At 70.9% G+C, this 19499-nt stretch carries 22 protein-coding genes and 1 pseudogene; 14 read left to right on the top strand and 9 right to left on the bottom strand.

Features of this window, described 5'->3' with window-relative positions:
- The first annotated feature begins 38 nt into the window (after positions 1 to 38).
- The 4 genes from H563_RS0109135 (at position 39) to H563_RS0109120 (ending at position 4175) form a co-directional block, all read left to right on the top strand.
- Entirely contained in the window at positions 39 to 1121 is a 1083-nt protein-coding gene (locus H563_RS0109135) for a VIT1/CCC1 transporter family protein (protein WP_022882302.1), read from the top strand.
- Between the two features lie 157 nt (positions 1122 to 1278).
- On the top strand, positions 1279 to 2481 hold the full coding sequence (locus tag H563_RS0109130) for a MarP family serine protease (protein WP_022882301.1): 1203 nt from the start codon (positions 1279 to 1281) through the stop codon (positions 2479 to 2481).
- Positions 2482 to 2523: 42 nt separating this feature from the next.
- A complete protein-coding gene (locus tag H563_RS0109125) occupies positions 2524 to 3189 on the top strand; it encodes a response regulator transcription factor (protein WP_022882300.1) in 666 nt (221 codons plus the stop codon).
- The gene (locus H563_RS0109120; RefSeq protein ID WP_022882299.1) at positions 3189 to 4175 is read left to right on the top strand and encodes a sensor histidine kinase; all 987 of its coding nucleotides are present in this window, start codon (positions 3189 to 3191) and stop codon (positions 4173 to 4175) included. Before H563_RS0109125 ends, H563_RS0109120 begins: the two co-directional genes overlap by 1 nt.
- Before the next feature lie 161 nt (positions 4176 to 4336).
- Here the strand turns inward: H563_RS0109120 and H563_RS18445 are convergent.
- The 5 genes and pseudogenes from H563_RS18445 to upp form a co-directional block, all read right to left on the bottom strand.
- Positions 4337 to 4567, bottom strand: a pseudogene (locus tag H563_RS18445) (MarR family winged helix-turn-helix transcriptional regulator); the annotation flags it as partial.
- A 307-nt stretch (positions 4568 to 4874) separates the two neighbouring features.
- Positions 4875 to 6335 (bottom strand): L,D-transpeptidase, encoded by a 1461-nt coding sequence (locus H563_RS15925; RefSeq protein ID WP_155865133.1) that lies wholly within the window; start codon positions 6333 to 6335, stop codon positions 4875 to 4877.
- Positions 6336 to 6562: 227 nt separating this feature from the next.
- Complete coding sequence (locus H563_RS0109105) at positions 6563 to 7213, bottom strand: NAD(P)-dependent oxidoreductase (RefSeq protein ID WP_022882296.1); 651 nt, start codon at positions 7211 to 7213, stop codon at positions 6563 to 6565.
- Between the two features lie 39 nt (positions 7214 to 7252).
- Positions 7253 to 7975 carry a winged helix-turn-helix domain-containing protein gene (locus H563_RS0109100; RefSeq protein ID WP_051142713.1) on the bottom strand — a complete coding sequence of 241 codons (723 nt, stop codon included), beginning with the start codon at positions 7973 to 7975 and terminating at the stop codon, positions 7253 to 7255.
- 705 nt (positions 7976 to 8680) lie between these two features.
- Positions 8681 to 9316: a uracil phosphoribosyltransferase gene (upp, locus tag H563_RS0109090; RefSeq protein WP_022882293.1), complete on the bottom strand. Its 636-nt coding sequence runs from the start codon at positions 9314 to 9316 to the stop codon at positions 8681 to 8683.
- Positions 9317 to 9358: 42 nt separating this feature from the next.
- Between upp and H563_RS0109085 the strand changes: the two genes are divergently transcribed.
- A complete protein-coding gene (locus tag H563_RS0109085; RefSeq protein WP_022882292.1) occupies positions 9359 to 9835 on the top strand; it encodes a nucleoside deaminase in 477 nt (158 codons plus the stop codon).
- Positions 9836 to 9859: 24 nt separating this feature from the next.
- Here H563_RS0109085 and H563_RS0109080 read toward each other — a convergent pair whose 3' ends face one another.
- Positions 9860 to 10822: a cation diffusion facilitator family transporter gene (locus tag H563_RS0109080; protein WP_022882291.1), complete on the bottom strand. Its 963-nt coding sequence runs from the start codon at positions 10820 to 10822 to the stop codon at positions 9860 to 9862.
- Between the two features lie 22 nt (positions 10823 to 10844).
- On the opposite strand from H563_RS0109080, the gene proC reads away from it, so the two are divergent.
- Positions 10845 to 11690, top strand: a complete 846-nt coding sequence (gene proC, locus H563_RS0109075; RefSeq protein ID WP_022882290.1) for a pyrroline-5-carboxylate reductase — start codon at positions 10845 to 10847, stop codon at positions 11688 to 11690.
- A 108-nt stretch (positions 11691 to 11798) separates the two neighbouring features.
- Here proC and H563_RS0109070 read toward each other — a convergent pair whose 3' ends face one another.
- Positions 11799 to 12470: a potassium channel family protein gene (locus H563_RS0109070; protein WP_033210297.1), complete on the bottom strand. Its 672-nt coding sequence runs from the start codon at positions 12468 to 12470 to the stop codon at positions 11799 to 11801.
- Positions 12463 to 13908 carry a TrkH family potassium uptake protein gene (locus H563_RS0109065; protein WP_022882288.1) on the bottom strand — a complete coding sequence of 482 codons (1446 nt, stop codon included), beginning with the start codon at positions 13906 to 13908 and terminating at the stop codon, positions 12463 to 12465. Before H563_RS0109065 ends, H563_RS0109070 begins: the two co-directional genes overlap by 8 nt.
- A 100-nt stretch (positions 13909 to 14008) precedes the next feature.
- On the opposite strand from H563_RS0109065, the gene H563_RS0109060 reads away from it, so the two are divergent.
- The 5 genes from H563_RS0109060 (at position 14009) to H563_RS0109040 (ending at position 15748) form a co-directional block, all read left to right on the top strand.
- Complete coding sequence (locus H563_RS0109060) at positions 14009 to 14449, top strand: ArsR/SmtB family transcription factor (RefSeq protein ID WP_027479271.1); 441 nt, start codon at positions 14009 to 14011, stop codon at positions 14447 to 14449.
- A 32-nt stretch (positions 14450 to 14481) separates the two neighbouring features.
- Positions 14482 to 14844 (top strand): hypothetical protein, encoded by a 363-nt coding sequence (locus tag H563_RS0109055; protein WP_155865131.1) that lies wholly within the window; start codon positions 14482 to 14484, stop codon positions 14842 to 14844.
- A 98-nt stretch (positions 14845 to 14942) separates the two neighbouring features.
- Entirely contained in the window at positions 14943 to 15041 is a 99-nt protein-coding gene (locus H563_RS17680; RefSeq protein WP_003792170.1) for a 30S ribosomal protein bS22, read from the top strand.
- Between the two features lie 156 nt (positions 15042 to 15197).
- Positions 15198 to 15449: a glutaredoxin family protein gene (locus H563_RS0109045; RefSeq protein WP_245556836.1), complete on the top strand. Its 252-nt coding sequence runs from the start codon at positions 15198 to 15200 to the stop codon at positions 15447 to 15449.
- Entirely contained in the window at positions 15446 to 15748 is a 303-nt protein-coding gene (locus H563_RS0109040; protein ID WP_022882284.1) for a Dabb family protein, read from the top strand. Before H563_RS0109045 ends, H563_RS0109040 begins: the two co-directional genes overlap by 4 nt.
- 4 nt (positions 15749 to 15752) lie before the next feature.
- Here H563_RS0109040 and aspS read toward each other — a convergent pair whose 3' ends face one another.
- Complete coding sequence (gene aspS / locus H563_RS0109035) at positions 15753 to 17105, bottom strand: aspartate--tRNA(Asn) ligase (RefSeq protein ID WP_022882283.1); 1353 nt, start codon at positions 17103 to 17105, stop codon at positions 15753 to 15755.
- A gap of 211 nt (positions 17106 to 17316) precedes the next feature.
- Here aspS and H563_RS0109030 point away from each other — a divergent pair, with 211 nt between their 5' ends.
- From H563_RS0109030 to H563_RS0109020, 3 genes are read left to right on the top strand one after another with little or no spacing between them, the layout of a single operon-like run.
- A complete protein-coding gene (locus H563_RS0109030) occupies positions 17317 to 17967 on the top strand; it encodes a histidine phosphatase family protein (protein WP_022882282.1) in 651 nt (216 codons plus the stop codon).
- A gap of 2 nt (positions 17968 to 17969) precedes the next feature.
- Positions 17970 to 18578 carry a TlpA family protein disulfide reductase gene (locus tag H563_RS0109025; protein ID WP_033210291.1) on the top strand — a complete coding sequence of 203 codons (609 nt, stop codon included), beginning with the start codon at positions 17970 to 17972 and terminating at the stop codon, positions 18576 to 18578.
- Complete coding sequence (locus tag H563_RS0109020; protein WP_022882280.1) at positions 18578 to 19339, top strand: cytochrome c biogenesis CcdA family protein; 762 nt, start codon at positions 18578 to 18580, stop codon at positions 19337 to 19339. Before H563_RS0109025 ends, H563_RS0109020 begins: the two co-directional genes overlap by 1 nt.
- The last annotated feature ends 160 nt before the right edge of the window (positions 19340 to 19499 follow it).

The following is a 19499-nucleotide window of genomic DNA, read 5'->3' as shown; positions in this document are numbered from 1 at the left end:
TGGAAGCCGGCGCGGGCGCCGTGTCAGGCTGGTCAGCCGTGAGTGCTGCGACGACGCGGACGCCGGACGAGCGCACCCTGCGCCGCTGGCGCCGCTACCTGGCCGACGAGCGTGCCGAGGCATCCGTCTACCGCGATCTGGCCGCGCGCCGGGAAGGCGAGGAGCGCGAGATCCTGCTCGCGCTCGCCGAGGCCGAGGGGCGGCACGAGCAGCACTGGCTCGAGCTGCTCGGCGAGCAGGTGGGCAAGCCGCTGCGGGTCGACCTGCGCACCCGGCTGCTCGGCTGGCTCGCCCGCACCTTCGGCTCCGTGTTCGTGCTCGCCCTGGTGCAGAGCGCCGAGTCGCGCTCGCCGTACGCGCACGACCCGGATGCGACCGCGCAGATGGCCGCCGACGAGCAGATCCACGAAGAGGTGGTCCGGGCCCTGGCCGAGCGCGGCCGCAACCGCCTGTCGGGCACCTTCCGCGCCGCCGTCTTCGGCGCCAACGACGGCCTCGTCAGCAACCTCTCGCTCGTGCTCGGCGTCGGCGCGAGCGGCGTGTCCACCCACGTCATCCTGCTGACCGGCATCGCCGGGCTGCTCGCCGGCGCGTTGTCGATGGGGGCGGGGGAGTTCGTCTCGGTGCACTCGCAGCGCGAGCTGCTCGCCGCCTCGACCCCCAACCCCCAGGTCGGCTCGATCCTGCCCGACCTCGACCTCGACGCCAACGAGCTCGCCCTCGTCTACCGCTCGCGCGGCATGGCCGAATCCGAGGCGCAGCAACGCGCCGACCGCGTGCTGAGCAACGCAACCCCCGAGACCGCGCCCATCCCGACCACCGCCGGCGACGACCACGAGGCCCTCGGCACGGGGCTGTCGGCGGCGCTGTCCAGCTTCTGCTTCTTCGCCTCGGGCGCGATCGTGCCCGTGATCCCCTACCTCTTCGGCCTGGGCGGCGTGACGGCGGTCGTCGTCTCCGCCGTGCTCGTCGGCATCGCCCTGCTCGGCACCGGCGCCGTGACCGGGCTGCTGTCGGGCTCCTCGCCGTGGAAGCGCGCCGTGCGCCAGCTCGCCATCGGTTACGGCGCGGCCGCGGTCACCTACCTGCTCGGCCTGCTGTTCGGCACCACCGGCCTGTGATCGGATGCCTCGGGCCGTCCGCCCGGGCACATCCGGTGCGATGGGGCGCAGCTTCTGCGCATCCGTTGTGCCCGATCGTGACGGTTGCGCCCGTGCCGCCGCCGAATCCCGGCGGCGCTACACCGCGCAGACGTCTTCGGATGGAAGAGTGTGAAGGGTGCAGTTGATCGTCGACCTCGTGCTCGCCGCCTTCGGCATCGCCTTCGTGATCCGGGCGGCCCGTCGCGGCGCCCTCGTCGCCGTCGCCACCGCGGTCGGCTGGATCGCCGGCTTCTGGGTGGGCCTGCAGCTCGCCCCCGGCATCGTCGACGCGGTCAACGTGTTCAGCGCCCTGCAGGCCTGGCAGCGCACCCTCGCCGTGCTCATCGTGGTGCTGCTCATCGCGGTCGTGTGCGCGGTGATCCTGATCAGCATCGCCAACGCGATCCACCGCGCCATCCGCAAGTCGCCCGTCGCGAACGGGCTCGACGCGCTCGTCGGCGCCGCCGTCGGCGTGCTCACCTGGGCGATCACGGTGTGGCTGCTGGCCGGGTTCGTCACCAGCACCGGCTTCCGCCCGGCCACCGAGCTCGCCGACTCTTCGCGCATCGTGCAGGCGCTGCGCGACTACGCCCCGGTGCCGGCCTCGCGCGTGTTCGGCGCCGTCGACGACGCGATCGCCGCCGCCGGCCTGCCGAAGGTGTTCGGCGACTCGCAGGAGAAGATCCCCGACGCCTCCGCGCCGCCCTCGAGCGTGCCGGCGGCGGTGAAGGCGGTCGCCGACTCGGTGCTCGAGGTGGTTGCCGACGAGCCCAAGTGCGGCACCGTCTCCTCGGGAAGCGGCTGGGTCGTCGCATCCGATCGCGTCGTCACGAACGCCCACGTCGTCGCCGGGGCGTCCCAGGTGGGCGTGCTCGTCGACGGCAAGCTGCACTCGCTGCCGGCCACCGTCGTCGCCTACGACCCCGAGACCGACCTCGCCGTGCTCGCCGTAGACGGCCTCGACGCCCAGCCGCTCGCGCTGGACACCACGCCCCTTGCGACCGGGGCCGCCGCCTATGCGGCCGGCTACCCCGGCGGCGGCGCTTACACGGTCAACCCGGCGCGCGTGCGCGGCACCCTCCGCGCCGTCGGCAAGGACATCTACGACGACAAGGACGTCTCGCGGCAGATCTACTCGCTGCGCGCCGACATCCGCCCGGGCGACTCGGGCGGACCGCTGCTCGACGCGAAGGGGCGGGTGAGCGGCGTCGTGTTCGCCCGCTCGACCACCGACGACCAGACCGGCTACGCGCTCACCCTGAAGCAGGTGCAGCCGACGATCGCCGACGCGGCGAAACTGACCGCGCCGGTCGACACCGGCGCGTGCGCCGTGGGCTGATTCTGTGCCGATTCTTGACGCGCCGGCGGCGATGATCGAGTCATGAGCGAGCGGATGCCGCGGCTGCTGCTCGTCGAGGACGACGAGCGCCTGGCCCCGATCATGATCGACTACCTGCGCGACAGCTACGACGTCACCCACCGTGCCGACGGCGACTCCGCCCTGCGCACCGCCCTCGATGAGGAGTTCGACGTCATGGTCGTCGACCGCCGGCTGCCCGGCCTCGACGGCGTCTCCGTCGTGCAGGGCGTGCGCCGCGCCCGCATCGGCACGCCCGTGCTGATGCTCACCGCCCTGGGCGCCGTGCCCGACCGGGTCGAGGGGCTGGACGCGGGCGCCAACGACTACCTGGTCAAGCCGTTCGACTTCGACGAGCTGCTCGCCCGGCTGCGCGCCCTGCGCCGCGACTACACCGGCGCGGGGAACGCCCTGCCGATCGGCACCTGGGACTTCTACCCCGAGGATCGCATCGTCGAGTCGCCCTACCTCGGCCCGGTCGCCCTCACCCCGAAGGAGAGCGAGCTGCTGCGCCTGCTCGCCGAGAACCCGTCGCGCACCTTCAGCCGCGGTCAGATCCTGAGCGCCGTCTTCTCGCCGAGCGACCTGCCCGGCACCGTCGACACCTACGTGCACTACCTGCGCCGCAAGACCGAGGAATCGGTCGTGCTGACGGTGCGCGGCAAGGGCTACCGCTTGGGCAGCCTGTGATGGCGCGGGTGCGGGACGCCGACGAGCAGGCGGTGCGGAAGGCGGCGGCATCCGTCACCCGCCAGATCTCGATCGCGACGTGCGCGCTCGTCGTGCTCATCGTGATCCTCGCGGTCGCCACCGTGATCGTGCAGTCGACGCCGAAGGAGCTGGCCGAGAAGGCGCAGCCCGGCGAGACGAAGATCTATATCGACGCCGGTGCCGTGCTGGTCGCCCTCGCCGTCATCGGGGCCGGCGCGATCCTGTTCGCGGCGGCCGTGAGCTGGGTGATCGCCCGGCGCGCAGTGCGGCCGCTGGGGCGGGCGCTGCAGCTGCAGCGCACCTTCGTCGCCGACGCGTCGCACGAACTGCGCACACCGCTCGCGGTGCTGAACGCGCGGGTGCAGCTGCTGCAGCGCCGGCTCGGCGGGTCCGACCCGAACGCCGGCACGGTCGCCGAGTTGCGGAAGGACACCGAGACGCTGATCGGCATCGTCGACGAACTGCTCGCGGCCGCCGGCGGCGACGACCCGGCCGAGCCGGGCCAGGTGACGGATGCCTCGGCCGTCGTCGCCGACGCCGTGTCGGCGCTGCGCCTGCTGGGCGCCCAGCGCGCCGTCGACCTCGAGCTCGAGGCGCCCGCCGGCCTGCGCGTCGCGATCCCCGAGACGAGCCTGCGCCGCTGCGTCACCGCCCTGGTCGACAACGCGCTCGCCCACTCTCCCGACGGAAGCCGGGTGGAGGTGCGCCTCGCCGCCGCCGGCCGCACCGTCGTGCTGACGGTCGCCGACCACGGCCCGGGCATTCGCGGCATCGACCCGGAGCGGGTGTTCGAGCGCTTCGCGCACGCCGAGCCAGACGGCGCCCTCGGCCTGCCGCGCCGGCGCGGGTTCGGCATCGGCCTGGCGCTCGTGCGCGACGTGGCCGCCAGGGCCGGCGGCACCGTGCGCGTTGAGCGGACCGGGCCGGAGGGCACCACGATCCTGCTCGAGCTGCCTGCTGCCTGAGCGGCTCAGTCGCGGCGGGCGGTGATGCCTGCGCGCAGCTTGTTGCACAGCCGGGTCAACTCGACCAGCTCGTCGGGCTCGAGCGCGCGCCCGACGACGCGGGCGATGGACGCGCCGTGCACCTGCGCCACGCGGTAGAACGCTGCGTGGCCGGCATCCGTCAACCGGATGATCGTGCCGCGCGCATCCCGCGGATCCGGCGTCTTCTCCACCCAGCCGCGCGCCGCCAGCCGGTCGACCAGGCGGCTCACGCTCGGCTGGGTCAGCAGCACGTTCTTGTTCAGGTCGCGCAGGCGCAGGCTGCGGTTCACCGCCCGGGTCAGCGTGTACATGACGTCGTACTCGTTGAACGAGATGTCGTCGTGCGGGAAGTCGAGTCCGAGCTCGCGCATCACCGCGACTTGGGCCCGGAACAGCGCCTCCCACGCGGCAACCGAGGTCGGCTCATCGCTCATCCGTCCACTCTACGGCGCACAGAGTAAGGGTCCGGAACCTGTCGGCTCCGGACCCTTCCCTGCACCAAGAGTGTCCTGCAATCACATTCCGCGTCGGCTGCCACAGCAAACAACTAACGCTCAATAAATGTATAACGACGAGGTAACGGTGTCTAGTTATCGTTCTGTGATTTTTGCTGCGAATCCCCGAGCCGGTGCCTATCCACCCGATCAAGACGGATGCCCCGCGCCGCCGCGCCGCCGGTCACTCGTGCACCCACACCTCGGTGCCGATCTGGGCGAAGTGGTAGAGCGCCTCGGCGTCGGGGATGCGCATGTTCACGCATCCGTGGCTCATGCGGGCGCCGGGGCCGAAGTTGTTGTGCCAGTAGGTGCCGTGGAAGCCCTGGTCGCCGTCGAAGTACGAGATCCACGGCACGTTCTTGGTGCAGTAGCCGAACTTCGTGCCGCCATTGCAGTCGCCCATGTCCTGGATGCGCAGCTGGGCGTAGACGGTGAAGTGGCCGTCCTTCGTCTCGTGCTCGCCGCCCGTGCCGATCGCGATGGGATAGGTCGCCACCTTCTTCTCATCGCCCGGCTTGGTGCCCTGGTAGAGGTAGGTCGCCCCGGCGCTCTTGTCGACCTCGATGCGGCGGAAGAGCGTCTGGGTCTGGAACTTCGTCACCTGCCCCTGCAGGTCGAAGTGCAGGTTGCCGCTCTGCAGCGAGCCGGCGATCTGGCCGGCGAGCCCCGAGGTGCTCAGCGTGAAGCCGTTCTGGCCCGCCTGGATCACCCGCAGCACTTTGCCCGCCGAGTTCACGACGTCCTGCTCCTTGACCGGATCCTGATTCACCTTCGCAGGCAGCGCTTCGACCGACTTCGCGATGGCCGTCTGGTCGGGCGTGATCGTGAAGGCGCCCGTCGCGGGGTCGGAGCTGATCGTGATCCAGGAGGCGACGGTCGCGAGCGACAGCGCCTCGGACTTCGTGTCGTCCACGTAGAAGCCGGCGCCCGGCGCCTGGTCGTTGAGCTTGTCGGCGAAGGCCTGGGCCTCCGCGGTCGTGGCTGCCGCCTCGACCTGCGTCTTCTTCGGTGTCACCGTGATCGGCCCGTCGGTGGTGGCGAGGGCGTGCGACAGGCTGTCGGCCAGCGCCGTGAGGTCGACGCCGGTGCCGGACTGGGCCGCCTGGGCGGTGAACTTCCCGGTCTTCTGGTCGAACACGACGGCGGCGTTGCGCGCGTCGCTGAACAGCTCGGGCGCGGCCTTGCGCAGCGCGGGCAGGGCGACGTGGGAGTCGATGGTGACCGCGCCCTCGAGCGCGTCGGGGTTCCAGGCGGTGACGTTCCACAGCGGGTGCTCGCCGATCGCCTTCTTCGCGAGCGCCTTGGCGTCGATGGAGGCGCCGAGCTGGGAGCCGGTGAGGGTGGCGTCGCCGACGGTGATCTTCGCGTCGGCGAGCCGGTCGGCGATGGCCTGCTGGGCTGCGCCCTGGGTCATCCAGCCGACGGATGCGCCGGCGGCGGTGACCCCGGGGGCGATCAGGATGAGCGAGGCGGCGACCGCGGCGGCGACGACGAGGCCGCCGGGGATGCCGAACCACAGACCGAGGTGCTTCTTGCGCGGCGGACGCTCGACCTCGACCCAGGTGGGATGCGCGGCCTCGGTGCCGGTCGGCGCGGGCGCCGCGACGGAGGCGACGCCGTCGCCCATCGTCCCATCACGCATCGAACCCACTTCGGTCACCCGAACCCCCTTCGCCGTCTTCCGGCATCATCGCAGCACAGACGCCTCATCGAAAGTACGTGGTCGAAAGCCGGGTTTCGGGCAGCGCCCCATCACGAAGCGGCAACGATGTCGCCCGGGCAGAGATGAGAGGTGCGAACTGTGCCTTCGCTTGCGCGTTCGAGGCACAGTTCGCGCCTCTCAGTGGGGCGTGGCGCCGGCGGCCGGCGTCAGTAGCCGACGACGAACCGCTGGTTGATGTGCTTGCGCTGCTCGATCTCGTCGACGTACGCCAGCGCGTAGTCGGCTCCCGAGATCTGCGAGCGGCCCTCGTCGTCCGTGAGCATCACGTCGGCGCTGGTGCGGTACGAGCCGAGCGCCGTGCCGGGGTTCCACGCGCCGTATTCGGCGGCCGGGCTCAGGTAGAACCACTGCAGACCCTCGGGCTTCTCGTCGGAGCGCAGCCAGTCGAGGATGCCCGCGTGGGCGATCGCCTCCGGCTTGTACTCCTCCGGGAAATCCGTGTCGACGAGCCGCGGGCCAGCCGGGGCGACCAGCGTCGAGCCCGCTCCGCCGACGAAGGACAGGCGGGCCCCTCCCTTGATGGCCGCGTCGGCCAGCATCGGCACGAGCGGCGGCAGCACGGGCTGGTTGTCGGCGTCGACGGCGTGGATCGCCACGACCAGTTCGTCGTGGTCGGCGGCCAGCTTCTCGATGAAGCCCTGGTCGCTGATCTCGCCCTGCACGTACGTGACGCCTTCGAGCGGATGCTCGGGCGCGTGCCGCGACACCGCGGTCACGCTGTGCCCTCGCTTCACCGCCTCGGCGGCGATGTTGCTCCCGGTGTAACCGGTTCCTCCGATGATCGCGATCGATGTCATGACACTCTTAGCCCAGGCGGCGGCGCTGGTATTCCGCGATCAGAAGATGTCGGGCGACGGCGTGCCGCTCGCGTGGCGGATCACCACGTCGGCGTGCCGGTCGAAGCGGTAGCCGGCGCCGCGCACCGTGCGCACGATGTCTTCGTAGGCGCCGAGCTTGGAGCGCAGCCGGCGCACGTGCACGTCGATGGTGCGCTCGTTCGGCACGTCCTCCTCGCCGGCGGCCGTCCACAGCGACTCGATCAGCTCGGCCCGCTCGATGGTGCGGCCCTCGCGCAGCACGAGGTACTGCAGCAGCTCGAACTCCTTGTAGGTCAGCGGCACGGTCTCGCCGTTCAGCTGCAGCCGCTTGCGCGAGATGTCGACGACGACGCCGGTCGAGTCCGCGTCGTCGGCCGAGGCGGCCGAGGACCCGCGGTGCTTCGCGGCTGCGGTCGGCTCCTGCAGCGCGAGGCGCACGACGTCGACGTCGCGTCCGCCGGCGCCCTGCGGGGCGAGGGCGACGGATGCGTACGCCTCGGCTCCCGGCGCGAGTTCGGCGAGCACGCGCTTGAGCTCGGCGACGACCCGGCCGAGGTCGGTTCCCGCGGCCGCCGCCTTCGCCTCGTCGAAGCCGACGTAGAGGGCGAAACCGCGCGCTTCGGTGCCGGCGGGAAGGGCCCGCGGGCGCCCCGCGCCCGGGGCGGGGACGGAGGCCGGTGCGGGCCGGACGGGCTCGGGCGCGGTGCGCGGCCGCTGCTGCACCGGCAGCGGCGTGATGATGCGGGGCGTCGACGGATGCGTCGTGCGGGCTGGCCTGGTCGGGTGGATGGAACGCAGGGCCGTCGTTCCGGCGTGCGCCACTGCAGGAGCCGAGTTCAGGACGACGGGTGCGGGGTTGTGAGCGGATCGGGAGCGGAGGGGGGCGGTGAGCGACATGGGAGCAAGACCTTCGTGATGATGCGGGTGATCCCGGCGAAGAGGGGCGGGATCGGGGTGGCCGACGCGAGGGGGGCGATGCGGCCGGGGAGCGGATGCGGGAGGCATCCGTGGGGCTCACAGACCCGGCGGCCGTGGAACGGTCAGCGGCGGGGGAGCCCGGCGAACTGCGGCGTCGTCACGCGCACATTCGACACATCATGCCGACGCGGCCGGCCATCATCATGCCGGCGAACCCGAGGGCCTCGAAGGAGGTGCGGCGGGACGCGTCGTCAGTCATGCCTGCCAGGAAAACACGGAAAGCGACACTCCGTCAACAGCAGCGTCTCGAAGGGTGGTCCCTGTGGGGCGCGGAGCGCGTCGCGAAGGGTGGTCCCTGAGGAGCGCCGTAGGCGCGTCTCGAAGGGTGGTCCCTGAGGAGCGCGGAGCGCGTCTCGAAGGGTGGTCCCTGAGGAGCGCCGTAGGCGCGTCTCGAAGGGTGGTCCCTGAGGAGCGCGGAGCGCGTCTCGAAGGGCGGTCCCTGAGGAGCGCGGAGCGCGTCTCGAAGGGTCAACCCGCCGAGCCGTACAGCCGGTCGCCGGCGTCGCCGAGGCCGGGCACGATGTACCCCTTCTCGTTGAGCTTCTGGTCGAGCGCGCCGAGCACGAGGGTCACGTCTTTGCCCACGGTGTCGTGCTCGAGCTTCGTGAGTCCCTCGGGGGCGGCGAGGATGCAGATCGCGGTCACGTCGGAGGCGCCGCGCTGGAAGAGGAAGTCGAGGGCCGCGCCGAGCGAGCCGCCGGTGGCGAGCATCGGGTCGAGCACGAAGCACTGCCGGCCGGAGAGGTCCTGCGGCAGGCGCTCGGCGTAGGTGGTGGGCTCCAGCGTCTCCTCGTTGCGCGCCATGCCGAGGAAGCCGACCTCGGCGTTGGGCAGCACGGCCATCATGCCGTCGAGCATGCCGAGGCCCGCGCGCAGGATCGGCACGACGAGCGGAACGGGCTTCGCGATGGCGACCCCCGTGTACGGCGCGACCGGCGTGTCGACCGTCATCGGCTCGGTGCGCACGTTGCGGGTCGCCTCGTAGCTGAGCAGCGTGATCAGCTCGGCCACCAGCGCGCGGAACTGCGGGCTCGGGGTGTTCTTGTCGCGCAGCACCGTGAGTTTGTGGGTGATGAGCGGGTGGTCCGCCACGTGCACGCGCATAGGCTCAAGGCTATCCGACCGCCCAGACCGGAAAGGGACGCGATGCTCACGCCGCCGGCGCAGTACTCGGCCTGGATGGAGCTCGCGCTCGCCGAGGCGCGCGCGTCGCTGGCGACGGGCGACGTTCCGGTTGGCGCGGTCGTGGTGGCATCGGATGGCGCGGTGCTCGGCCGCGGCCGGAATCGGCGCGAGCAGCTGCAGGATCCGACCGCGCACGCCGAGGTCGTCGCGCTGCGGGAAGCGGCGGCGGCGCGCGGCGACTGGCACCTGGAGGACACCGCTCTCGTGGTCACCCTGGAGCCGTGCGTGATGTGCGCGGGCGCCCTGCTGTCGGCGCGGGTGCCGACCGTGGTGTTCGGCGCGTGGGACGAGAAGGCGGGCGCGGCCGGCTCCGTGTACGACCTGCTGCGCGACCGCCGGCTGCCGCTGCACGCCGAGGTGTACGGGGGAGTGCGCGAGGCCGAGTGCGCCGCCCTGCTCACCGGCTTCTTCGAGCAGCGCCGCGGCTTCGCGAGCTGATCCGGGTCGAGCCCGCGCGGGTGCTCAGGGCCGGTAGACGTCCGGCTCGAGGTAGATCAGGCGGCTGATCGGCACGGCGGCGCGGATGCGCTGCTCGATCGCGTCGGTGGCGGTCGACACGTCGGCCAGGGTGCGTTCGGCCGGCATGGCGAGTTTCGCGGCGACGAGCAGCTCCTCGGGCCCCAGGTAGAGGGTGCGCAGGTGGATGATGCGCTCGGCCTCGTCGCCGGCGAGGATCGCCTGCTCGATCTTGCGCAACTCGCCCTCGTTGGCGCCCTCGCCGACGAGCAGGCTCTTCACCTCGGCGCCCAGCACGAGCGCGACGAGCACGAGCAGCACGCCGATCGCGATGGAGCCGGCTGCGTCGAAGACGCCGTTCTCGGTGATGAGCGTCAGCCCGACGCCGATCAGGGCGAGCACGAGCCCGGTGAGCGCGGCGACGTCCTCGAGGAGCACGGCCGGCAGCTCCGGGATCTTCGCGCGGCGGATGAACTGCACCCAGCTGCCGCTGCCCTTGTGCGGGCGCGACTCCGCGAGGCCCGTGCGCAGCGAGTAGCCCTCGAGCACGATCGACACGACGAGCACGGCCAGCGGCAGCCACCACAGCGCGGGCCGCTCGTAGTCCGCGGCTTCTTCCAGTTTGTGGATGCCCTCGTAGATCGAGAACACGCCGCCGACCGAGAACAGCACGATGGCGACGACGAAGGCATACACGAAGCGCTCGCGCCCGTATCCGAACGGATGCTCGCGGTCTGCCTGCTTCCGCGACCGGCGGCCGCCGAGCAGCAGCAGCAGCTGGTTGGCCGAGTCGGCGAGCGAGTGCACCGACTCCGCCAGCATCGAGCTCGACCCCGAGACGAGGAACGCGATGAACTTCACGATCGCGATGCCGACGTTGGCGCCGAGGGCGGCGAGGATGGCCTTCGTGCCACCGCCGTGGCCCTCGGGCGGCTGCGTCGCGGACGTCTCGGCGGGCGCTTCGCTCATGCCCACATCCTAGAGTTCAGCTATGAACGACTCTCCCGTGCAGCTGCCGTCCATCGCGTTCCTCGGCACCGGGTCCATGGCCGGGGCGATCCTCGCCGGGCTGCTGAAGCCGGGGGTGACGGTGGCCGGAGGCATCCGTGTCACCAACAGGCAGGCGGCGAACGCGGCGCGTTTCGACGGCATCGACGGGGTGACCGCGTTCGCGACCGAGACGGATGCCTCGGCCAACCGCCGCGCCGTCGCGGGCGCGAAGCTCGTGATCGTCGGCGTGAAGCCGTACCAGGTGACCGAACTGCTGACCGAGGTGGCGGACGCGCTGGAGCCCGGCGCGATCGTCGTGAGCGTCGCGGCGGGCGTGACCACGGCCACGATGGAGGCGGTGCTGCCGGCATCCGTCGCGGTCGTGCGCACGATGCCGAACACGCCCGCCCAGGTGGGGCTCGGCGTCACCGGGGTGAGCGCCGGAAGCCGCGCCTCGGGCGACGACGTGGCGCTCGTGAGCGCCGTGTTCCAGACCGTCGGCGCGGTCGTCGAGGTGCCCGAGGAGCAGCTCGACGCGCTCTCGACCATCTCCGGGTCGGGGCCGGCGTACGTCTTCTACCTGATCGAGCAGCTGACCGAGGCGGCCGTGGGCAAGGGGTTCACCCGGGACCAGGCCAGGCTGCTCGTGGAGCAGACCTTCCGCGGGGCGAGCGAGCTGCTGGCCGCCACGGGGGAGGAGCCGGCCGAGCTGCGGCGCCGCGTGACCAGCCCGAACGGCACCACGGAGAAGGCGGTCGCGGTGCTCGAGGCATCCGATCTCGCCGACGTGTTCACGCGGGCGACAGACGCCGCGCTCGCCCGTGCGCGCGAGCTGGCTCAGGGGTAGGGCGAGGGGCTTCGAGACGCGCTGCGCGCTCCTCAGCCGGCGTGGAGGGGCTGCGCGCTCCTCAGCCGGCGAGGGTGGAGACTGCGTGCTCCTCAGCCGGCGAGGCAGTCAGTCGTCGAGCGAGGCGAACTTCTCGATGTCGGACTCGCGGCCGGAGACGACGATGATGTCGTGGTCGTCGACGACCGTGTTCTCGGTGGCGTAGGTGAACGGCTGGCCGCGCTTCTTGATGCCGACCACGGTGACGCGGTGCACGCTGCGCACGCCCGACTCGCTCAGGTTCCTGCCGCGGATCGCCTTCGGCGCGAACATCTTCACCAGCACGAAGTCGTCGTCGAACTGGATGAAGTCGAGCATCCGCCCGCTGACCAGCCGGGCGATGCGGGCGCCCGCCTCCGCCTCGGGGTAGATCACGTGGTGCGCGCCGATGCGCTCGAGGATCTTGCCGTGCGACAGCGAGATCGCCTTCGCCCAGATCTGGGGGACGCCGAGCTCCACGAGGTTCGCCGTGATGAGCACGGATGCCTCGATCGAGGAGCCCACCGCGACGACGGCGATCTGGAACTCGTCGGCCCCGATCTGCCGCAGCGCCTCGATCTGGGTCGCGTCGGCCTGCACGGTGTGGGTGACCTGCTCGGCCCACTCCTGCACGAGCTCGTCGTCGTCGTCGACGGCGAGCACCTCGCGGCCGAGCAGGTCGAGCTCGGCGGCGGCCGAGGCGCCGAAGCGCCCGAGGCCGATCAGCAGCACCGGGGCGTCGTGGCGGATGCGGTTATCCAACGATGGGCCTCTCTTCCGGATGGGCGTAGAGCCGGCGGTGCTGACTCTGCGCGAGCGCGGCGGCGAGGGTGATGCTGCCGAGGCGCCCGACGAACATGGTCGCCGCCAGAACATACACGGCGGCGTGCGGCGCACCCTGCGTCAGGCCGGCGGACAGCCCGCAGGTCGCGAAGGCGCTGATCACGTCGAACAGCACGTGGTCGAGCGAGTCGCCCGTGATGGCGAGCACCGACACCGTTGCGGCGGCGACGACCGTCGCACCCCAGAGCACGACGCTGACGGCGACGCGCAGCACGTCGCCGGGGATGCGGCGGCGGAACGCCTCCATGCTCTCCACGCCCTTCGCCTCGGCGACGGCGGCGAGGAAGAGCACGGCCAGAGTGGTCACCTTGATGCCGCCGCCCGTGGAGGCCGAACCGCCGCCGATGAACATCAGCATGTCGGTGACCAGCCGGCTCGAGCCGTGCAGCTGCGCCGGGTCGATCGTCGCGAAGCCGCCCGAGCGGGCCATCGCCGAGAGGAAGAACGCCTGGAACACGGTGTCGCCCGCGCCGTCGTGCCCGAAGGTCTCGGGGTTGTCGTACTCCAGGGGCAGGTACAGCCCGGCGCCGAGCACGAAGAGCAGCAGGTAGGTGACCACGGTGAGCTTGACGTGCAGCGAGATCAGCCGCCGACGCTGGCCGGGGTGGCGGATGACCCGCGCCAGCGCATAGATGACGGGGAATCCGATCGCACCCAGCATCACGGTCACGGCGATCGTGGTGAGGAACAGGTAGTCGTGCGAGAAGGGCAGCAGGCCGTTGCCGTTCGGAGTGAACCCCGTGTTCGTGAAGGCCATCGCCGAGTAGTAGACCGAGTCGCGGGCGGCTTCGGCGACGGTGAATCCGTGCGCCAGCATGGTCGGGAACAGCACGATCGTGGCGAGCGCCTCGATCACCACGAGGCTGATCGCGATCGTCACCAGCAGCTCGCCGACGTCGCCGAGCCGTACCGCCTGCCCTTCGGCGACCGGCCCGCGGTGGGCGCGCAGCGGGTTGGTGTCGCCCGCGGCGATGAGCTTCGCGCGCAGGCCGAGGTGGCGGCTGATGATGAGGCCCAGGGTGCTCGCGAGCGTGAGCACGCCGATGCCGCCGATCTGCACGCCGATGTAGATGACGACCTCTCCGAAGCCGGACCAGTGGCTCGCCATGTCGACGGTGGCGAGCCCGGTCACGCACACGACCGAGACGGCGGTGAACAGCGCGTCGGCCAGCGGCGTGCGGGTGCCGTCGGCGGAGGAGACGGGGAGGGAGAGCAGGGTCGTCCACACCAGCACGAGCAGCGCGAAGACCAGGATCGCGAAGCGGCTCGGGCTAGCTGCGGCGAAGTCCGAGAAGGCTTCACGGATGCCTCGCGCCGCGGTGCGGTGCGGCAGGCCGATGGGGCTCACCGAGCTCATGCGCCGCCCTTCATGCGCTCCATCCTGCCGCGGCATGCAGCCCTGTGCGCAAGGGGGCGCGCGCGTGGTACTCGCGCGGGGCTATGGCTACGCTTGGCGCATGGCCGACATCTTTGACATCGTTGCTGATTCGACCCGGCGCGAGATCCTGCAGGTGCTGCTGGATGCGCAGACGAACGGCAGCGGCGAGGTCAGCGTGTCGCAGATCGTCCTGGCCCTCGAGCTCTCCCAGCCGACGGTGTCGAAGCACCTCAAGGTGCTGCGTGACGCGGGGCTCGTGCGGGTGCGCGAGGAGGGCCAGCACCGCTACTACCACCTCGACGCGGCGCCCCTCGAGGAGATCGACGACTGGCTGCTGCCCTACCTCGGCGCCTCAGAGGCGGTGACCTCGGCGGCCGTCGACGCGGCGACGTCGATCGGATTCGGCGCCACGGGGCTCTCGGAGGGGCAGAAGGACTTCGCCGCCTCGGTCGGCAAGGTCGCCGCCGGCGTCTCGGCCCGCGCCGCCGCGGTGGCGTCCAAGATCAAACCGAAGCAGTAGCGCCGCCACGGCGCATCCGTATGGGGGGATACATGCACAACCGATTCATCGCATCCGTCGTCGCGACCGTGGGGCTCGCTCTCGTGCTCGGCGGGTGCTCGGCGCACGCCTCGCTCACTGACGACCCCGACGACCTGGCTTCGCAGGTGGCCAAGACGCTCGGCGACAAGGTCGGGCAGGACGCGAGCGCCGACTGCGGCGACGAGGACATCCATCTCGTCGACGGCAACGTCGTGCACTGCAAGGTGTGGGCGTCGTCGGTCAAGAATCCGACCACGGTGGCCGACGCGAAGGTGACGCTGTCGGACGTGCACGGCACGAAGTTCCACTTCGACGTCGTCGTGGCGGACAAGGAAGTCGACGCCGACGCGGACCTGCCCAAGCAGACCAAGTAGGGGCTTGGGCGCTCCGATTCGGCGGCCCATCGGGCGGCTGGTAGGATTGCCCATTGTGCCGCGCGAGTCGCGGTATCCCCGATCTTTGTGAGGTTTCCGTGGGTTCTGTCATCAAGAAGCGCCGCAAGCGTATGGCGAAGAAGAAGCATCGCAAGCTGCTTCGCAAGACGCGCCACCAGCGTCGCAACAAGAAGTAGGTCTCGCAGCCTGCTGCACGTGAAGCGTCAGGGCATCCGCCCTGGCGCTTTTCTGCGTGCTTGGTCTCCATTCACGCCTGCGGCGTGAGTCGACCAGCGCAGCCGTCGGTCGACTCGCGCGCAGCGCGAATGGAGACCCGTCATAGGCTGAAGGACGTGCCCCACCGCGTCACGCTCTACTCCAAGCCCGGCTGCCACCTGTGCGACGACGCGAGGACGGCGATCGCCGACGTGATCGGCCGGCTCGGGGCATCCGTCGACGTCGACGAGATCGACATCCTGAGCGACCCGGTCCTGCAGGAGCGCTACGGCGAGGAGATCCCGGTCGTGCTCATCGACGGGAAGATGCACACCTACTGGCGCGTCGACCAGGCGCGCCTCGAGAAGGCACTCAAGGAGCCGAGATGACCCTGCGCCACATCGTCGCCTGGACGTTGAAAGCGGATGACCCGGACCGGCGCCGCGCGGACGCCGAGGGCGTGCGCGAGCGGCTGCTCGGCCTGAAGGGCGTCGTGCCGTCGATCCAGGCGATCGAGGTCATCGTCGACGAGGTCGACGAGCGGTCGACGAACACCGTCGCCGTTGTCGCCGACTTCGCCGACGCCGACGGGCTGCAGGAGTACGTCGTGCACCCGGCGCATCAGGAGGCGGCGGCGTGGATCCGCTCGGTCGTGTCGGACCGCACGGCGGTCGACGGGACCGTGTAGCGCGCTACGGGGCGAGGCGGGTCGGGCCGCGGAACAGCAGGGTGGTCTCGCGGATCGAGGACTCGCCGAGCAGCAGCATCAGCACCCGGGCCAGGCCCATGCCGAAGCCGCCGTGCGGCGGCATGCCGTACTTGAAGAATTCGAGGTACTCGCCGATGCCGGCGGGGTCGAGGCCCTTGTCCTCCGCGTTCGCCAGCAGCTGGTCGATGCGGTGCTCGCGCTGGGCGCCGGTGGTGATCTCGGTGCCGTTGTAGAGCAGGTCGTAGCTGCAGGTGAGCCCGGTCTCCGGGTCGCGCATGTGGTAGTACGGCCGGATGTTCGCCGGGTAGTCCGTCACGAACACGAAGTCGTGCCCGTACTTCTCCTTCACGTACGCGCTGATCTGCCGCTCGCCCTCGGGGTCGAGGTCGCCGTCCTCGCGCGGCACCACGTAGCCGCGCTCCTCGCGCAGGATGCGGTGCACCTCGGCCAGCGGGATGCGCGGGAACGGTGTGGTCGGCAGCTGCACCTCGACGCCGAACAGCTCGCGGATCTCCTCGCCGTGCTTCTCCGCGACGGCGGCGAGGCCGGCGGCCAGCAGCTGCTCCTGCATGTCCATCACGTCGGCGTACGAGTCGATCCAGCTCATCTCGGCGTCTACGGAGATGAACTCGGTCGCGTGCCTGGAGGTGAACGACGGGTCGGCGCGGAAGACGGGCGAGATCTCGAAGACCTTGCCGAAACCGGCCGCCTGCGCCATCTGCTTGAAGTGCTGCGGGCTCTGCGCGAGGTACGCGGTGCCGAGGTCGAAGTAGTCGAGCTGGAACAGCTCGGCGCGCGACTCGGAGGGCGACTCCATCAGCTTCGGGGTGTGGATCTCGACGAATCCGTTCTCGACCCACCAGGTGCGCCAGGCGTGCTCGAGCGTGGTCTGCACCTTGAAGATCAGCGCGTTCTTCGGCTGGCGCAGGTCGATCCAGCGATAGTCGAGGCGCTTGTCGAGGCTCGAGTCGGCGGCGATGGGCGACTCGGGCGCCGAGGTGCCCGCGACGTCGAGCGAGGCGATCTTCACCTCGAGGCCGCCGAGCTTGACCCGCTCGTCGTGCTTGAGTGTGCCGGTCACCGACACGAAGGAGCCGAGCGACAGGGCCGAGATCGACTCGGTGATGCCGAGGGCGACGGATGCCGCGTCGCGGTCCTCCACGTCGTCGCCGATCTCGCGCACCGCGGGGTTCACCAGCTGCACCGCTCCGGACTCGTCGCGCAGCACGACGAACTGCACCTTCTTCTGATCGCGCACCGTCTCGACCCAGCCGGCGACGGTCACGGGGCCGTCGGGAAGCGCGGCCAGGTCTTTGATCAGGGTGCGATGGGTCACGGTCGATCAGTCTACTGGGGGCGTTTGGTCTCCATTCGGCCGCGGTGCGGCCGAGTCGACCAGCGAGCCCGGTGATGTCGGCCGCGGTGGGGCCGAGTCGACCAGCGGGGCCCGGTGATCGACTCACGCGCAGCGTGAATGGAGATCGACCGGCGCGACGGCCGCCGCCTCGCAGGCTTTTCAAGGGATGCGGTTTCGTAGACTGGCCGACGTGGCGAATCGGCAGGTGCATCTCGTGCGCCATGGCGAGGTGTACAACCCCGACCATGTGCTCTACGGGCGACTGCCCGACTTCCACCTCTCGCCGCTGGGCCGCCAGATGGCGCAGGCCGCCGCCGACGACCTCGTCGCCCGCAACCGCCCGGTCGCGGCGCTGATCGCGAGCCCGCTGCTGCGGGCGCAGGAATCCGCGGCGCCGATCGGCGCGGCGTTCGGCCTCGCCGCGGTCACCGAACCGCGCATCATCGAGCCGGCCAACCACTTCGAGGGCAAGGTCATGGCCAAGGCCGTGCGCAACCCGCTCAACTGGCCCTGGCTGATCAACCCGGCCCGCCCGTCCTGGGGCGAGTCGTACCGCTCCATCGCCGACCGCATGCTGGCCGCGATGACGGATGCCTTCGAGCTTCCGCCGCTCGCCGACGACGAACCGGGCGACGTCGTCATGGTCAGCCACCAGCTGCCGATCTGGATCGCGCACCTCGCTGTCGCCGGTGAGCGCTTCATGCACGACCCCCGGCAGCGGCGCTGCGAGCTGTCGAGCATCACCACCTTCGAGCGCCACGGCGACCGCATCGTCGAGGTGGGCTACAGCGACCCGGCCGCTCCTCTGCAGCCCGCCGCCGTCGACGTCGGGGCGGTGTGACCATGGGGCGTGCCAGGCGCGGCCGGCTCGCGGCATCCGCTCTCACCGCCGTGCTCGCGGTCAGCGCGCTGACCGGGTGCACGCTCACCTCGCTGCAGCAGCAGTACCAGGACGGCGACAACAAGGGCTACATCGCCGGCAGCGGCGTGACCGAGATCAAGGCCGCCGACCGCGGCGACCCGGTGCGCTTCACGGGGACGCTCGAGGACGGCTCGAGCTTCGACTCGCGCGACGATCTCGGCGACGTGCTCGTCGTGAACTTCTGGTACGACCCGTGCGGGCCGTGCATCGTGGAGACCAAGGACCTCGAGTCGATCAGCAAGAAGTACGCGGATCAGGGCGTCGACTTCGTGGGTGTGAACACCCGCAACGACGCCGCCACCGTGCAGTCCTTCGACAAGAAGTACGGCGTGACGTATCCGTCGATCCTCGACGCCGACGACGGCAAGGCGCAGCTCGCGTTCAGCGGCCAGTACCGCCCCAACGCGACCCCGACCACGATCGTGCTCGACAAGAAGGGGCGCGTCGCGGCGCGCATCGAGGGGCCGATCAACTCGCAGCCGTCGACCCTCGAGACGCTGATCGAATCGGCGCTGGAAGAGGGTGACTAGTGGACAACCCCTTCGCCCAGCTGGTCTCGAGCGGGCAGTTGCTCGTCGCGGTGCCGATCGCGCTGCTGGCGGGTCTGGTGTCGTTCGCCTCGCCGTGCATCCTGCCGCTCGTGCCCGGCTACCTCGCCTACATCGGCGGGTTCACCGACGGGCGGTCGACGGCGGCCCGCGGCGACCGGCGCGGGCAGGCGCGGCTCGCGCTCGGGGTGCTGCTGTTCATCCTGGGCTTCGCGGCCGTGTTCGTCGTCGGCTCGTTCCTCTTCGGCGCGCTCGGGTTCTGGCTGAACGCGTACCGCGACCTGATCACCCGCATCGCGGGCATCGTCGTGATCCTGCTCGGGCTCGTGTTCATCGGGCAGTTCTCGTTCCTGCAGAACATCGTGAAGCCGAACTGGCGGGCCACCTCCGGCCTCGCCGGCGCCCCCCTGCTCGGCATCGCCTTCGCGATCGGCTGGAGCCCGTGCACCGGCCCGACCCTCGCGGCGATCTCGAGCCTCAGCCTGTCCAGCGGCTCGCCGTGGCAGGGCGCGTTCCTCGCGCTGTGCTACGCGCTCGGGCTCGGCATCCCGTTCCTGCTCATCGCGCTCGGCCTCGGCTGGGCGGCGCGGGCGATGTCCTTCCTCAAGCGCAACATCCGTCTCGTCAACATGATCGGCGGCGCCCTGCTCATCGTGATCGGGCTGCTCATGGTCACCGGCGTGTGGAATGCGTGGATGATCCAGCTGGAAGGGGTGATCCCGGATTTCAACACCTCGATCTGACCAGGCCGAGCGCGCCGCGCGCGGCTCCCGCGCGACCCAGTTCGACCGCACCGAAGGCGGCGACCTGCTGCCGTCCGACCACGTCGAGACGATCGACCGCTCCGAGGGCGAGGGGGCGCCGGTCGGCGGCATCCGTCTCGGGCCGATCGGATGGGCGCGC

The organism is Gryllotalpicola ginsengisoli DSM 22003, from assembly GCF_000419445.1.
GTDB classification, from domain to species: Bacteria; Actinomycetota; Actinomycetes; order Actinomycetales; family Microbacteriaceae; genus Gryllotalpicola; species Gryllotalpicola ginsengisoli.
The sequence above is the reverse complement of the archived record's forward strand: the minus strand, read 5'-3'. Positions and strand labels throughout refer to the sequence as shown.